Origin of the sequence: Micromonospora qiuiae (assembly GCF_016863555.1) — a bacterium.
Taxonomy (GTDB): Bacteria; Actinomycetota; Actinomycetes; order Mycobacteriales; family Micromonosporaceae; genus Micromonospora; species Micromonospora qiuiae.
This window is the reverse complement of the sequence record NZ_BOPC01000034.1, coordinates 83498-97490: the sequence shown is the minus strand read 5'-3', so window position 1 is coordinate 97490 and position 13993 is coordinate 83498. Positions and strand designations below refer to the sequence as shown.

General features: G+C 71.7%; 14 protein-coding genes. 4 read left to right on the top strand and 10 right to left on the bottom strand.

Annotation, left to right across the window (positions count from 1 at the left end; all coding sequences use genetic code 11):
- Positions 1–112: 112 nt before the first annotated feature.
- Entirely contained in the window at positions 113–388 is a 276-nt protein-coding gene (locus Vqi01_RS13800) for a hypothetical protein (RefSeq protein WP_204035166.1), read from the top strand.
- Positions 389–400: 12 nt separating this feature from the next.
- On the opposite strand, the gene Vqi01_RS13795 is transcribed toward Vqi01_RS13800, so the two are convergent.
- The 4 genes from Vqi01_RS13795 to Vqi01_RS13780 form a co-directional block, all read right to left on the bottom strand.
- On the bottom strand, positions 401–889 hold the full coding sequence (locus Vqi01_RS13795; protein ID WP_204035165.1) for a hypothetical protein: 489 nt from the start codon (positions 887–889) through the stop codon (positions 401–403).
- 114 nt (positions 890–1003) lie between these two features.
- Positions 1004–1660 carry an MOSC domain-containing protein gene (locus Vqi01_RS13790; protein ID WP_204035164.1) on the bottom strand — a complete coding sequence of 219 codons (657 nt, stop codon included), beginning with the start codon at positions 1658–1660 and terminating at the stop codon, positions 1004–1006.
- A gap of 60 nt (positions 1661–1720) precedes the next feature.
- A complete protein-coding gene (locus tag Vqi01_RS13785; protein ID WP_204035163.1) occupies positions 1721–2881 on the bottom strand; it encodes a questin oxidase family protein in 1161 nt (386 codons plus the stop codon).
- Positions 2882–3085: 204 nt separating this feature from the next.
- The gene (locus tag Vqi01_RS13780) at positions 3086–3616 is read right to left on the bottom strand and encodes a hypothetical protein (RefSeq protein WP_204035162.1); all 531 of its coding nucleotides are present in this window, start codon (positions 3614–3616) and stop codon (positions 3086–3088) included.
- Positions 3617–3729: 113 nt separating this feature from the next.
- On the opposite strand from Vqi01_RS13780, the gene Vqi01_RS13775 reads away from it, so the two are divergent.
- Positions 3730–4962, top strand: a complete 1233-nt coding sequence (locus tag Vqi01_RS13775; RefSeq protein ID WP_275408796.1) for a GNAT family N-acetyltransferase — start codon at positions 3730–3732, stop codon at positions 4960–4962.
- A gap of 400 nt (positions 4963–5362) precedes the next feature.
- A complete protein-coding gene (locus tag Vqi01_RS13770) occupies positions 5363–5683 on the top strand; it encodes a hypothetical protein (RefSeq protein ID WP_204035160.1) in 321 nt (106 codons plus the stop codon).
- 83 nt (positions 5684–5766) lie between these two features.
- On the opposite strand, the gene Vqi01_RS13765 is transcribed toward Vqi01_RS13770, so the two are convergent.
- The 3 genes from Vqi01_RS13765 to Vqi01_RS13755 all read right to left on the bottom strand — a co-directional run bounded on the left by Vqi01_RS13765 (position 5767) and on the right by Vqi01_RS13755 (position 8819).
- Positions 5767–6234 (bottom strand): ribose-5-phosphate isomerase, encoded by a 468-nt coding sequence (locus Vqi01_RS13765; RefSeq protein ID WP_204035159.1) that lies wholly within the window; start codon positions 6232–6234, stop codon positions 5767–5769.
- Between the two features lie 72 nt (positions 6235–6306).
- On the bottom strand, positions 6307–7512 hold the full coding sequence (locus tag Vqi01_RS13760; protein ID WP_204035158.1) for a DUF1015 family protein: 1206 nt from the start codon (positions 7510–7512) through the stop codon (positions 6307–6309).
- Between the two features lie 707 nt (positions 7513–8219).
- Positions 8220–8819, bottom strand: coding sequence for a mycothiol-dependent nitroreductase Rv2466c family protein (locus Vqi01_RS13755; protein ID WP_372444356.1), 600 nt, complete (start codon positions 8817–8819; stop codon positions 8220–8222).
- A gap of 243 nt (positions 8820–9062) precedes the next feature.
- Between Vqi01_RS13755 and pepN the strand changes: the two genes are divergently transcribed.
- Complete coding sequence (gene pepN, locus Vqi01_RS13750; protein WP_204035156.1) at positions 9063–11621, top strand: aminopeptidase N; 2559 nt, start codon at positions 9063–9065, stop codon at positions 11619–11621.
- Positions 11622–11705: 84 nt separating this feature from the next.
- On the opposite strand, the gene Vqi01_RS13745 is transcribed toward pepN, so the two are convergent.
- Genes Vqi01_RS13745 through Vqi01_RS13735 form a run of 3 tightly spaced genes read right to left on the bottom strand, consistent with a single transcriptional unit; the run spans position 11706 to position 13924 of the window.
- Positions 11706–12119: a DUF5130 family protein gene (locus Vqi01_RS13745; RefSeq protein ID WP_204035155.1), complete on the bottom strand. Its 414-nt coding sequence runs from the start codon at positions 12117–12119 to the stop codon at positions 11706–11708.
- On the bottom strand, positions 12106–12408 hold the full coding sequence (ctaJ, locus tag Vqi01_RS13740; RefSeq protein WP_443673816.1) for an aa3-type cytochrome oxidase subunit CtaJ: 303 nt from the start codon (positions 12406–12408) through the stop codon (positions 12106–12108). The genes Vqi01_RS13745 and ctaJ overlap by 14 nt, the downstream gene beginning before the upstream one ends.
- A gap of 52 nt (positions 12409–12460) precedes the next feature.
- Entirely contained in the window at positions 12461–13924 is a 1464-nt protein-coding gene (locus Vqi01_RS13735; RefSeq protein WP_204035154.1) for an amidase, read from the bottom strand.
- Between the last annotated feature and the right edge of the window lie 69 nt (positions 13925–13993).

Sequence of the window (13993 nt, the reverse complement as noted above, 5' to 3'; positions counted from 1 at the left end):
AGGCGAATCAGGATCTGGCAAAGGGCACGCCGGCGGTCGGGGCTGGCCCCAACGGGCGGGGCCATGGCTGGTGCGGGGCTCGGGTTCTCCGGCCGGTGGCGAGGGAGCGGTCATGTCGGGTGAGCCGGAACCGGGCCTGGTGCCCGAGCATCTGCGGCCCACACCGGACGAGAGTGATTCGCTGATGCTGACGGTTGACGGGCAGGACTTCCGCGTCTGGTCACCGGTGCCCGGCACGTACAACTTCGACTGGCTCAGCGGGCCGCACGACTACGGCTTTGGGCTCTCCAGGTCGGACGGTTCGACGATGAGCCGACCGGAGATGGAGCAGGCCATCCGCGACTTCCTCGCCCAGATCGACCCCGCCACCGGCTATCTCGCGGAATAGCCGCATTCGGGGCTACAGCAGGTTTCGGAGGAGAGCGAGGTTCTTCCGCATCAGGCGGATGCACGCCAGGCGCTCCGCCCGGTCGTCGAACAGGTAGATGTATCCCGCCTCGATGTCGACGTCGGTGGCGGGGACCGGCCGGGACAGCGCGTCCTTCCGGAACTCGCTGTTGCGCTCTCGCACCTTGTCGACCAGATTGTCGTACGCGGCACCTATCTCGGCGGACTCGAGAGTGAGCCAGCGGCGGTGGAACGACAGCGACTTCTGCGTCTCGCCGAGCATCTCGGCCAGCCTGGTCCGCGTCTCGGGCGTCCCGTCGTGCAATCGATAGAAGGTGTACGGCAGTTGTCGGTAGCGTTCCACCACGTCGAGCGCCTCCGCGTAGCGCCGGGCTCGTTCCGCACGTCTCGTCGCGGCGTTGCTGATCAGGTAACCCGTCAGCGCTGTCGTCGCGGCGATGATGCCGACGGCGATCGTCGGATCGATCGTCATGGCGGTCATTGAAACAGGATCCGGCAACACGACGGTCCGGCGCGTGCCGGATCGGGTGCTGACCGACGTGTGGGCTCATGCGCCGGTGCGGCCAGTGCTGGCTCCAGCGTTCTCTGTTCCCGGCTACCCGGTGGAGCTGCGCAGGCGGGCGCGTTCCCGATCCTCCTCGGGCAGGGCGTCGGCGACCAGCAGTTGCGGCAACAGCTCCGGTTCGAGGGTCATCGCGCGGAAGGCCAGTTCGATGGTCACCCGGTGGTCGGGCCGGTGCACGACCTCGATCGGATCGGTGGCACGGAGCTGGCCAGGCTCGATCACGCGCAGATACGCGCCGGGCACAGCGGCCTGCGTGAACCGCTTGATCCAACCGCGCTCGTCCAGCCAGCCCTGGAACGTGCCGCAGGGAATACGCGGGCAGGCAACCTCCAGGACGACGTCCGGCCCGATCCGCCAGCGCTCGCCGATCAGAGCGCGGTTCACGTCGATGCCCACGGTGGTCAGGTTCTCCCCGAAGGAGCCGTTGTCAAAGGTTCGGCTCAACTCGGCCGCCCAGCGGTCGAGATCCTCCCGCGCGTACGCGTAGACGGCCTGGTCGGTGCCGCCGTGGTGGGCCACGTCGTAGACGCGGTCGCCGGCCAGGCCGACCTCGCCGGTGCCCTTGGGGCCGGGCGCGACCACGGCCACCGGGCCCTCGACCGGCCGCTTGTCGATGCCGGTCAGCCCCAACCCCTCCTTCCACGGGTTGGGTCGCGGCCTGCCCACGTTCACGGAGATCACCTGCATTGGACGACGGTACGGCGAAAACCGGCGACAGGCATGCCCGGGGTCCCGGCCCGGAGGTCGTCAGGCCGCGATCTGCTCCGTCGCGCGTACCGAGGCGGCGAGCAGGCCGGGATCGCCGCAGCGGGCGTACGTCTCGATGCCGGCATCGGCGAACTTGATCGCGTGGGCGTCGCCGGAGTCCACCGCCCGCCGCATCACCTCGGCGGCGTCCAGCTCGGGCCCGGGCGGCGGCCCGAGCTGCCCCACCGCCGGGGCGTACGCCGCGGTGACCGCCGCCGTTGCCGCCCAGGCGGCGGCGAGGCTCGGCGCCCAGAGCACCCGTGGCAGGGCGGGCAGGGTACGCAGCACCGCGTTCGGCGCGGTGGCGGCGTGCACGAGCATGACCGGGTTGGCGTACCCGTGGGTGCCGTGCCGGGCCACGGCGGCGGCCACGATGCCGGCCAGCCGCTCGGGTACGGCGGCCTCCGGGTCCCGGTCGACCCCGGCCGTTTCCTCGGTGTCAGGCACCGCGCAGGCCACCGCCGCGTCGGACAGAGCGCTGGTCACCGTGGTGTCAGGCACCGCGCAGGCCACCGCCGCGTCGGACAGAGCGCTGGTCACCGTGGTTTCGGGGACCGCGCCGGCTGCGGCCGGCCAGTGGGGAAGCTCGGCCAGTTGAGCGAGGCGCGCTCGGATGCCGGCGCGCTGGTCGGGCACCCGGGGCACCGCGTCGAGCGCGGTACGCGGGTCGGTGACCGGGTACGGCCCGGCGCCGGGCGGTGCGAGCGGCTGCCATCGGGCCGCCCAGTAGGCCAGACCCTGGCCGAGTTCGGTGACGCGTGGGGCGGTCTCCTGGTCGAGCAGTGCGCGCACGGCGTGACCGACCCGGATCACGCCGTGGGTGGCGCCGGCCGCGATGCCGGGCAGCAGACGCGGCCACCAGCGGGCAAGCACGTCCCGCCACGGTTCGTCGGCCAGTTCCCGGTCGAAGTGGTCGAGCCAGTCGCCGGTACGCACCGGGTCACCGAGCGGGTCGCGCCACTCGTCGGCGACGATCGGCGCGATGCCGCGCGGACGCTCCTCCAGGCGGTCGGCGTACCCGTCGAGCCAGCGCGGCACCTCTGCCTCGTGGCCGTGCCGCACCAGCGCCTCCACCGCCATCGGCGCGTGGTTGGACAGCCAGCCGTCGCGCTCCGGACCGGAGTGCCGGAGCTGCTGGTACGCCTCGTCGAGCATGCTCATCCGGCAACGCTAGAACCTGAAGTTCGGTTGAGGTCAACCCGCTCGGCGTCCCGGTTCCACGGGTTGATCCGGAGCCGGCCACGGATGAACTGGCGGCGGCCGGGTATGCAGGCGCGTCCTGGTGGAGTGACGACCTTCCGGTCGCGGTGCCGCGACCGGCCCGGCCGGGCGGGTTGGCATGCTGCCACCCGCCCGGCGGCGGGCTCAATTGGTCAGCCAGTTCCAGGCGTCCACGATCCACTGGGTCTGTTGCAGGTAGGCGATACCCAGGCCGGTCAGGAAGACGGCGGTGACCAGGTGGGCGCCACGCGCGCTGCGCCGGATCCGGCCGAGTTGCCGTTCCAGCACCAGCCGGCCCAGCAGCCGGGCGAGCGCGAAGAGCCCGACCGCCACCAGCAGGCTCAGGACGAAGATCAGGAACTGCCCGGCCAGGTCGCCGCCGCCGGAGATCGCCCAGATGCCCCAGCACACGAAGGCGAACAATCCGCCCGCCGTGCTCCACTCGCCGCCCCGCTTCAGCTGCGCCACGTGCCAGCTGAGCGGCCGACGCGGGGCGGGCTCGCCCGGCCAGCCGGTGCCGGTCGGCTCGTGTTCCACGGTCGCGAACGGCTCGGTGGGCGTCCGAGGCCCGACCGATGCCACACCGCGCCGGTACGGATCGGGCTGCGGCGGTACTGCGGCACCGGGCGGCACCTCGACGGTCCGTTCCGCCCACGGCTGCGTCTGGTCGGCCATCTCGTCCCCTCCCCTTGACCGACGGCGACCACCGGTCACCGCTGGAGACTTCGAGGGTAGCCAGCCGGCAAATGGGTCGCCGCGGCCGCACCGATCGGTTAGACACGACCGGTGTGACAACCTATTCGCTGCCCGTCGAGACCGCCGGTGTCGAAGACTTCGACGAGATGAATCGCTTCCTCAACCTCCTGTTCCACCACGAGGTCGAGCCCGAGGCACACGAGGCCGAACGCGCGATCTTCGAACCGGAGCGTGGCCTCCTCGTACGCGACGGAGCGGATCTTGTGGCGACCACCGCGGCCTTCACCCGGGAGCTGACCGTGCCCGGCGGTGGGATACCGGCGGCCCACGTCAGCATGGTCGGGGTCGCACCCACCCATCGCCGTCGGGGTCTGCTCACCGCGATGATGCGCCGGCAGTTGCGGGACATCCACGACGCCGGCCGGGAGCCGGTCGCGGTGCTCTGGGCCAGCGAGGGTCGGATCTACCCCCGCTTCGGTTACGGACTGGCGTCGCAGCGGGCCTTGATCACCGCTGAGACCGCCGAACTGCGAATGCCCGCCCCGACCACCGACGAGGGCCGGCTGCGGCTGGACCGGCCCGCCGACCGCCAGCCCGACCTCGCCCGGGTGTACGACCGCGCCCGCGCCGACCGGCCCGGCTGGTCCGCTCGAGACGACCGATGGTGGCGGTACGTGCTGGTCGACCCGGAATCGCAGCGCGGCGGCGCTACCGAGCGGCGGGTGGTGCTGCATGAGGGGCCCGACGGCATCGACGGGTACGGGCTGTTCCGCACCAAGTCCGACTGGGACGTCACCGGCCCGAAGTCCACCGTCACCGTCGACGAGGTGGTGACAACCAGCCCGGTGGCGTACCGGGCGATCTGGCGGATGCTGCTGTCGATGGACCTGACCCGGCAGTTGTCCTGGGGGCGGGCTGCCGAGGACGAGCCGCTGCTGCGGCTGGTCGACGAGCCACGCCGGCTCGGCACCCGGCTGGTCGACGCACTGTGGCTACGCGTGGTGGACGTGCCGGCCGCGCTGGCCGCCCGGCGCTACGCCACCGACGTCGACGTGGTCATCGAGGTGACCGACGAACTGCTGCCGGAGAACACCGGCCGGTGGCGGCTGCTCGGCGGGCCGAAGAGCGCCGTCTGCACCCCGGCGAGCGGCCCGGCTGATCTGGCCTGCGACGTACGCTGCCTGGGCGAACTGTTCCTCGGCGGTGCCAAACTCACCGCGCTGGCCGACGCCGGTCGGGTACGCGAACTGCACCCCGGCGCCCTAGCCTCGGCCGGGCCCGCCTTCGCCTGGCACCGCGCCGCCTCCGCCATGGAGGTCTTCTGACCCACTCACCCCGGCCTGGGCCCGCTTCGGCGGATCTTGGACCGAGGCGGGGCCCTCTGCGGCCCCCACCTCGGCCACGCCGATCATGCACTTTCTGTCGCCGTAAAAGCTCTGAAGTCAGGAATACCGGCGACCAAAAGTGCAAGATCGCGGGGGCGGTCAAAGCGCAAGTCGGTTCGACGTCGGTGGCGAGCATCGAGGTGCAGACGACCACGGCCACAGCGCAGCACGGGTGCCGGTCTCTCCGAACGCCTCGCAGGCGTGAGACCGCCTCGGCGCAATGCCGTCCGTTGTTCGGTGGGGCGGGCGTGGCCGAGGTGGGGCGGGCGTGGCCGAGGTGGGGAGGTGGGGCGAGGGAGAGGTGGGGCGAGGGAGAGGTGGGGCGGGTACTGTCGGGAGGGTGGGGGATGAGGGGCGACGGCGGCGACGGCACCGGCACCACGGCGGGCAGGACAGCGCTGGGAACGCGGGTGCGGCCGCGACCACCGCAGGGGTGCACGACGGTGGCGACGCACCTCGCGGGCGACGCAACGGCGCCGAGGAGAGCGAGCGGGGACTCCGCGGGCTGGTCGGCTCCGGCTCGTCGCAGGTGAGCGTGACAGCGGCGATGCGGGCTCGGGATGCCGCCCGACCCACCGAAGAGGATCTCGCCGAGGCGGCGGCAAGGATCGTCATCGTGCGCCGCAACTGGACACCCCGCGAGGAACTACCCCGCCGCTGACCCGGCCCGCGCCCTCGATCCTGCCGCCGCAACTGCACACCCGCGAGGAACTGCCCCGCCCCTGACCCGGGCCGGGCGGAGGGTCAGGGTAGGTCGGGCAGTTCCCGGGTCTTCTCGTATTCCGCCACCTGGCCGATCCGGCGAGCGTGCCGGTCGCTGCCGGAGAACCCGGTGGTCAGGAACGCCTCGACGATGGCGGTGGCCTCGTCGAGGGTGTGCTGGCGGGCACCGACAGCGACCACGTTCGCGTCGTTGTGCTGCCGGGCGAGCTGTGCGGTCTCCACGCTCCAGGCCAGCGCCGCGCGGACCCCGGCGACCTTGTTGGCGGCGATCTGCTCGCCGTTGCCCGAGCCGCCGATGACCACACCCAGGCTGCCCGCGTCGGCCACCACCCTGGTGCCGGCGTGCAGGCAGAAGGCCGGGTAGTCGTCCTCGGGGTCGTAGGCATGCGGGCCGACGTCGACCACCTCATAGCCCTGCTTGGCCAGATGGTTGGCCAGGTGCACCTTCAGCTCGAAACCGGCGTGATCGGATCCCAGGTAGACGCGCATAAGTGGCAGTCTGTCAGGCCCGCCGAACCGGGTGCCGCCGGGGCGGTGCCGGAGGGGACGACGGGCGCCAGGTCATGCCCGCTCCGGCAACTCGGCGACCACCAAGCCTCCCCGCGCCTTCGGGGTGAACCAGGTGCTCTTGCGGGGCATTTTCTCCCGGGCCAGGTTCACCGCGACGAAGTCGTCAACGGTCACCGGCGCGATGAGGATGGCCAACTCGGCCCGCCCGGCCTCGACCTCACCGGTCAGCCAGCTCGCCGGGTAGTCGCCGCCGACGTAGGTGATCCGCTTGTCACCCGGATCCAGCCCGAGGGCGTCGCGCAGCAGCAACCGTTCGACCAGGGCGTGGTCGAGGTTCTCCAGCCGGCTTGCGCCGGTGTGCGGCAGCGTCACCGCGTACGCCTGACCGGGAAGCTGGAGCACGACGGTGCCGCCAGCCGCCGGGACCTCGACCGGGCCGTCGACCGGGGTGATCTGTGCCCCGGCGACGCGCAGCCGGTCGAGCAGCTCCTGCGGCGTGGTCGGCAGCTCGCTGACCAGGCGGTTGTACGGCTGGATGGCCACCGATGCGGGCGTGGTGACCACCGCCAGGAAGCGTGGCAGGCCGCCGGTCTGCGCCGCCAGGCTGCGGTGGTTGCCGTCGGCGACGACCAGCTCGCCGCCACCCGCGAGGGCGGTCAGCTCGTCCTGGACCGGGCCCGGGCCGACCTGCCAGATGGCGTGCGTACGCCCGGCCTGGTCGGTGTCGGTGGCGGCGGGGGCGCCGGCCGCGTCGGTGGCCGCCGCGAGCGCGGTGTGCAGCTCGTCGCCCCGCGCCGTCTGCAGCAACAGCACGGGCGACAGCAGGTGACCCAGCGCCTCGGCCAGGGCGACCCGCTCGCGCACCTTGGCGATGAAGACGTCCTCGTTGCGGATGACCAGGCCCGGCTCGTCAGCCCGGGTGGAGATCTGATCGGTGTCGACCATGGCGAACAGGCCGTAGGCCGGCGCTTCGCCCGGAGCGCTGATCCGGTACAGCACCACCACCTGCTCGGCCGGCGTGTAGCTGCCGTCGGCCTTCGCCTCGGTGAGCCGGCTCACCGCGTCCGGGAGGGCGTCGGCGAAGGACTTGCCGAGGCTCTCCGGAGCCCGGTGCGGCATCTCGATGCCGAGAGCACTGTGCGGGTTCGCCTCGATGATCGCGGTGATTTCCGCGTCGTCGGCGAACTCGTCGTAGTTCTGCGCACCGGTGCCGCCAGTGGTGATCCAGGCCCGGGTGATCGGATGCACGACCCTCATGACCGATCACGCTACCGTCGCCCGCTACTCCCCCGCCGCCGGACCCTCACCCGTCCATTGGGTGGGTCGGTGAGTGGGTGAAAGGAAGGGCCCCTTATTAACGCCTGCGGTAGAGGAAGGGCCCCTTATTAACAGCTTGTCAACAGCCGCACCCGCCGATCCGGCGCTAGCAGCCGTACTCGCCGACTCGGCGATGTCGGCCGGCGGGCCTGGACGTCAGGGCGGGGCCAACTGGCGAGATCGCTCCCGTCGGCTCGGTGCGCAGCTGCCGGTCGGGAGGAGTGAGTCGGGAGGTGGCCGGCACCCGGGCGACGCCCACCACGCTCGGTCGAGCCGACGCCTGAGGTGGATACGGGAATCGCTGCTGGCATGCCCGCCGGGCGGAGCCGTTCGCTTGCCGGTACGCGGCGGCCCCGGCCCACTCCTCCCGATTCCGAAGATCGTCAACCGGGGCACGATGCTTGGCCATTTGGCGCCTCCATCAGCTGCGGACTGCGGCCAGCGGGCAGGTGCGACCCGCCGGATCGCTAGGGACACCCACTCAAACGAGCCCGCGAATCGGCCGGTGACGCTGCGCTCGTACCGAACGCGCCACCGCCAGGCCGCACCGCGGCGATCAGTGCGGCCCGGCGCTCAGGCGGCGGCGCGGTGTTAATAAGGGGCCCTTGCTATACACGAGGCGTTAATAAGGGGCCCTTCCTTACACCTCAGCTGAAGATGGGGTCGACGTCGCGGCTGCGCTTGAGTTCGAAGAAGCCGGGAGTGCCGGCGACCAGCAGTACGCCGTCCCAGAGCCGGCCGGCGGCCTCCCCCTTCGGTGCCGGGGTGACCACCGGGCCGAAGAAGGCCACCTGCCGGCCATCCGGCCCGGGAGCGTGGATCACCGGGGTGCCCACCTCGGTGCCGACCGGACGCATCCCGGCCTCGTGGCTCTCCCGCAGCGCCGGGTCGAGCCCGGTGTCCTCTGCGGCGGCGGCCAGTTCCGGGTCCAGCCCGGCGTCGGTGAGGGCCGCGGCGAACAGCTCCGGACCGAGCTGCTCCTTACCGAGGTGGATCCGGGTACCGAGGGCGCTGTACAGCTTGCCAACGGCGTCCGAGCCGTACCGCTGCTGCGCGGCGATGCAGACGCGTACCGGGCCCCACCCCTCCTGCATGAGGTCCTGGTACTGCTTGGGTACGTCCCGGCCCTCGTTGAGCACCGACAGGCTCATCACGTGGAAGCGGATTTCGACCTCGCGGACCCGCTCCACCTCCAGCAGCCAGCGGGACGTGATCCACGCCCACGGGCAGATCGGATCGAACCACATGTCGACAGCGGCTCGCTCGTTCACGGTGCTCTCCCTTCGCAACGACGACACCGACCCGGTCGGCGTACTGCGATCCTTCCTCGATCCTTGCTCCACACGGGCCCGTAGGGGCAGAAGGTGGGAGCGTGACCTCGCCCACCGTCGGCTGGTCACACATGGAAGACTCAGGCGCGGACCGGCCGTCACGAGCGGTCGACGAAGACGCGACCGTGACGTACGGCGAGAGCGGGATGGAGACGAACATTGCCGGGAGTACGCAACCTGACGCAGGACGAGGCGACCGAGCGGGCCCGCCTGCTCGACGTGACCGGGTACGACATCAGTCTGGACTTGTCCAGCGCCGTCCACGCGGCCGGAGGTCGGACCTTCCGATCGACCACCCAGGTGCGCTTCCACTGCGCCGAGCCGGGCGCCAGCACCTTCATCGAGGTGGCGGCGGAGTCGGTGCGCTCGGCAACGCTCAACGGCACCCCGGTCGACCTGTCTGACTGGTCGGCAGAAAAGGGACTGACGTTGACCGGGCTGGCCAGCGAGAACACCCTGGTCGTCGACGCGGACTTCGCGTACTCCAACTCGGGGCAGGGCCTGCACCGCACAGTCGACCCCGTCGACGGTGAGACGTACCTCTACAGCCAGTTCGAGACCGCGGACGCGCAGCGGGTCTACGCCTGCTTCGACCAGCCGGACCTGAAGAGCGTCTACACCTGGCACGCCACCGTTCCGGAGCACTGGAAGGTGATCTCCAACATGCCGGTGGAGCGGGAGGAGGCGGCCGACGAGGGGTGCAAGACCGTCCACTTCGCCGAGTCGGTCCGGATGAGCACCTACATCACCGCGCTCTGCGCCGGCCCCTACCACGAGGTCCGGTACGCCCACGACGGGATCGACCTGGGCTACTTCTGCCGCGCGAGCATGGCGCAGTACCTCGACGCCGAGGATCTGAACCTGGTCACCACGCAGGGCTTCGACTTCTTCCACGAGAAGTTCGGGGTGCGCTACCCGCTGCCCAAGTACGACCAGATCTGGGTGCCGGACTTCAACGCCGGCGCGATGGAGAACTTCGGCTGCGTCACCCACGCCGAGACGCACTACATCTTCCGCTCCCAGGTCACCGATTTCGAGTACGAGCAGCGGGCCAACACGATCCTGCACGAGATGGCCCACATGTGGTTCGGCAACCTGGTCACCATGCGCTGGTGGAACGACCTGTGGCTGAACGAGTCGTTCGCCGAGTGGGCCAGCCACTGGTGCAACACGCACGCCACCCGGTTCCACGACGCGTGGACGACCTTCCTGTCCATCCGTAAGAACTGGGGCTACCGGCAGGACCAGCTCTCCTCCACCCACCCGGTCTACTGCGAGATGCCGGACCTGGAGGCGGTCGAGGTCAACTTCGACGGCATCACGTACGCCAAGGGCGCCAGCGTGCTCAAGCAACTCGTCGCGTACGTGGGCGAGGAGCCGTTCCTGGCGGGCCTGCGGTCGTACTTCGGCAAGCACGCCTGGGGCAACGCCACCTTTGACGATCTGCTCACCGAGCTGGAGGCCGCCTCCGGCCGCAAGCTGCGCCGGTTCGCCGCGCAGTGGCTGGAGACCGCGCAGGTCAACACCCTACGGCCGGAGCTGAGCATCGGCCCGGACGGCACGTACCAGCGGGTGTCGATCCGCCAGGAGGCGCCGGCGGAGCACCCGACGCTGCGGACCCACCGCATCGGCGTGGGCCTGTACGACCTCACCGACGGCCGGCTGGTGCGCCGCGAGCGGCACGAGGTCGACATCGACGGTGAGCTGACCGAGCTGACCCAGCTCGCCGGTGTGCGCGCCGCCGACGTGCTGCTGCTCAACGACGACGACCTCACCTACACCAAGCTGCGGCTGGACGAGCGGTCGATGGCGACGGTGGTGCAGCACATCGCCGGCTTCGAGTCGTCGCTCGCGCGGGCACTGTGCTGGACCGCCGCGTGGGACATGACCCGCGACGGGGAGCTGGCCGCCCGCGACTACGTGGCGCTGGTGCTGGCCGGACTGCCCGCCGAGGCGGACATCAACCTGGTCACCGCGACCCTGCGCCAGGCCAGCAGCGCACTCACCTTCTACGCCGATCCGGCTTGGGCGCCGACCGGCTGGGCCGAGCTGGCCCGCACCGCGAAGACCGCCCTCGCCGCAGCCGAGCCGGGCAGCGGCTTCCAGCTGGCCTGGGCCCGCGCCTTCGTCTCGGCCGCCCGCTCGCCGGAGGACCTGGCGGTCCTGCGCGGCTGGCTGGAGGGAACGGAGGTCACGGCCGGGCTGACCATCGACACCGAGCTGCGCTGGAGCGTGCTGCAGGCGCTGGCGGCCAACGGCGCCGCAGGCGCCCCGGAGATCGAGGCCGAGCTGGCCAACGACAAGACCGCCAGCGGCGAGCGGGAGGCCGCCTACGCGCACGCGCTGGTGCCGACCGAGGAGAACAAGGCCGCGGTCTGGGCCCAGCTGACCGGCCCCGAGGCGCTGCCGAACTGGCGGAACCGGGCACTGTTGCAGGGCTTCAGCCATCCGGCGCAGGTCGAGCTGATCACGCCGTACCGCCAGCGGTACTTCGCCGCGGTGGGACAGGTCTGGGCCAGCCGGGACAGCGAGCCGGCACAGGAATTCGTCATGCTGACGTACCCGGCGTACCTGGTCGACGACGAGACGATCGAGGCCACCGACGAGTGGCTGGCGCAGGAGGGCCACCCGGCCCCGCTGCGCCGGCTGGTTGCCGAGGGCCGCGACGGCGTGCTCCGCGCAGTGAAGGCCCGCGCCCGGGACGCCCGCAGCGCCTGACCGACGGCACGCGAAAGCCCGACCCCGAACGACAGAGCCCGGCCCCGCACGACGCGGGCCGGGCTCTGTCGTACGTCGGGCGCTTCAGCCCTTGCCGGCGTAGCGGGCGAGCTGGTCGAGGCCCTGGATGATGCCGCCGGCCAGGTCACCGCCGCCGAAGGCGGACACCATCGACAGCGCGGCGAGCTTGGCGTACGTGTCCGGGATGCGCTTGCGGGCGTACCGCCCGGTAACGATCTCCAGCTGCCGCTGGTTGGGCGAGAGCGCGATCAGTACCGACCGGTCGGGCTCGGCGAGCTGACGGTGCAGCCGCTCGGCGTGCTCCCGGATCGGCTCGTCGAGGCCGCCGACGAAGACCGAGAAGACCAGGCCGGACGACCGGTCGGCCAACCGCAGCGCCTCGTCGATGCGTAGCAGTTGGCGGGTCGAGAACGGCCCGTCGAGCACGGCGGGCGGCTGTCCCGTCCCGGCCTCGGCCTGCTTCTCACCAACGGTCACTTGCGCCTCCGGTTCCACCGGCCGGCGCCTCGACGCCAGCCTGCTTCTGCTTCCGGCTGGTCAGCGCCGGCGCCTGCGCCCCCGCTGCCAGCACGGTGCCGGCCGAGTCGGCCAGCTCCTCCGGCCGGCCGAGGAACCAGACCGGCGTGAAGTCGAACGGCCGGCCCGGGCGGTAGCGTTTGGCGCCGCCGCCACCGCTGCCGCTGCCCCCGTAGACGAGGCCGGCGATCACCAGCACGACGGCTGCCGGGATGCCGACGAAGACCAGCAACGTGTCGGTTACAGACAATCCCAACGCCCCCAGGCGGAAAGAGAGACCTTCGACCGGATCGGGTGACTGGTCACCGGGATGACCTCCCGACTCCGCTGCCATTCACGTTAGCGGAGCCGACGCTCCGCCAGACTGCGGGGTGGCGATCCCATCCGCCACTGGACCTCTCAAGTTGCGCAGCGGCCGCGACCAGTCTCGCGTCGTCGCCGTACCGCCCGGTGAGCAGCACCCCGACGGGCAGTCCCTCGGCCGCCACCCCGACCGGCAGCGAGACGGACGGCGCCCCCGTGACGTTGAACACCGCGCAGTACGGCGAGAACCGCCGTTGCAGGTCGAAGTCCTCCTCCGGGGTACGTCCCTCGGTGAACCAGCCGATCGGGGCCTGCGGGGACGCCAGGGTCGGACAGAGCAGCACGTCGCAGCCGGCGGTGCGGCGGGCGCCGAGGCGTACCTGCGCCTGGATCTCGCCCAGGGTGGCGGTGAGGGTGCCGGCGGAGATCCCGGCCCCCCGGGACCGCAGGAAGCGGGTCAGCGGCAGCAGCTCGCGCTCCCGCTCGAGCGGCACCGGGGCGAGCGCGAGGACGTACCAGACGACCTCGAACAGCGGCCAGACCTGTGGCCCGAGCGGCGGTGGCACCTCGACCACCTCGTGACCGGCGGCGGTGAGCAACGCGGCGGCCCGGTCCACGGCGGCGACGCAGTCGGGGTGGACCGGTTCGTCGGCGAGCATCGGGGCGGTGAACCGGCCGACCCGCAGCCGACCGGGTGCGGCGCCGCGGGCTGCGGACAGGTAGCCACCGGGGGGCGGGACGGGCGGCAGGTACGGCTCGCCGGGCACCGGCTCGGCCAGGACGTCGAGCAGCGCGGCGACGTCGGCGACGGTCCGACCGATCGGGCCGTTGGTCGGCAGGCCGAAGGCGCCGGAGCCGAGCGGGCCACCGGAGACCAGGCCACGGCTGGGCTTGTAGCCGATCAGGCCGCACAGCGACGCGGGGATGCGCAGCGAGCCACCACCGTCGGAGCCCTGGGCCACCGGCACCAGGCCCGCGGCCACCGCCGCCGCCGCGCCGCCGCTGGAACCACCGGCGGTGTACGCAAGATCCCACGGGTTACGGGCCGGCGGAGCCACCAGCCCTTCGGAGTAGAGCGAGCAGCCCAGCTCGGAGGTGGTGGTCTTGCCGAGGCTGACCAGACCGGCCGCGCGCAGGAAACGCACCACGTCGGCGTCGACCGGTGGCACGAAGTCGGCGAACGCGGCCGAGCCGAAGGTGGTGCGGACCCCCGCGGTCAACGTCAGGTCCTTGATCGCGGTCGGTACGCCGTGCAGCGGCCCACGCTCGTCGGCCGGCGCCGCGTCGGCGGCCCGCGCGGCCGCGCGGGCCAGCTCAGCGGTGACCGTGACGAACGCGCCGACGGTGTCGCCGAGCGCGTCGACGCGGTGCAGGTGGTGTTCGGCCAGCTCCAGGCTGGACAGCTCACCACGGGCGATCGCCGCGGCCTGCTCCAACGCAGTCAGGTCGTGCGGCTCGGCCATATCGCCATCCTGCCCCGAGGGTGCGTCGGTTGCACACGTCACGCGCCGGTCGATATGGCCCGGCTGTTA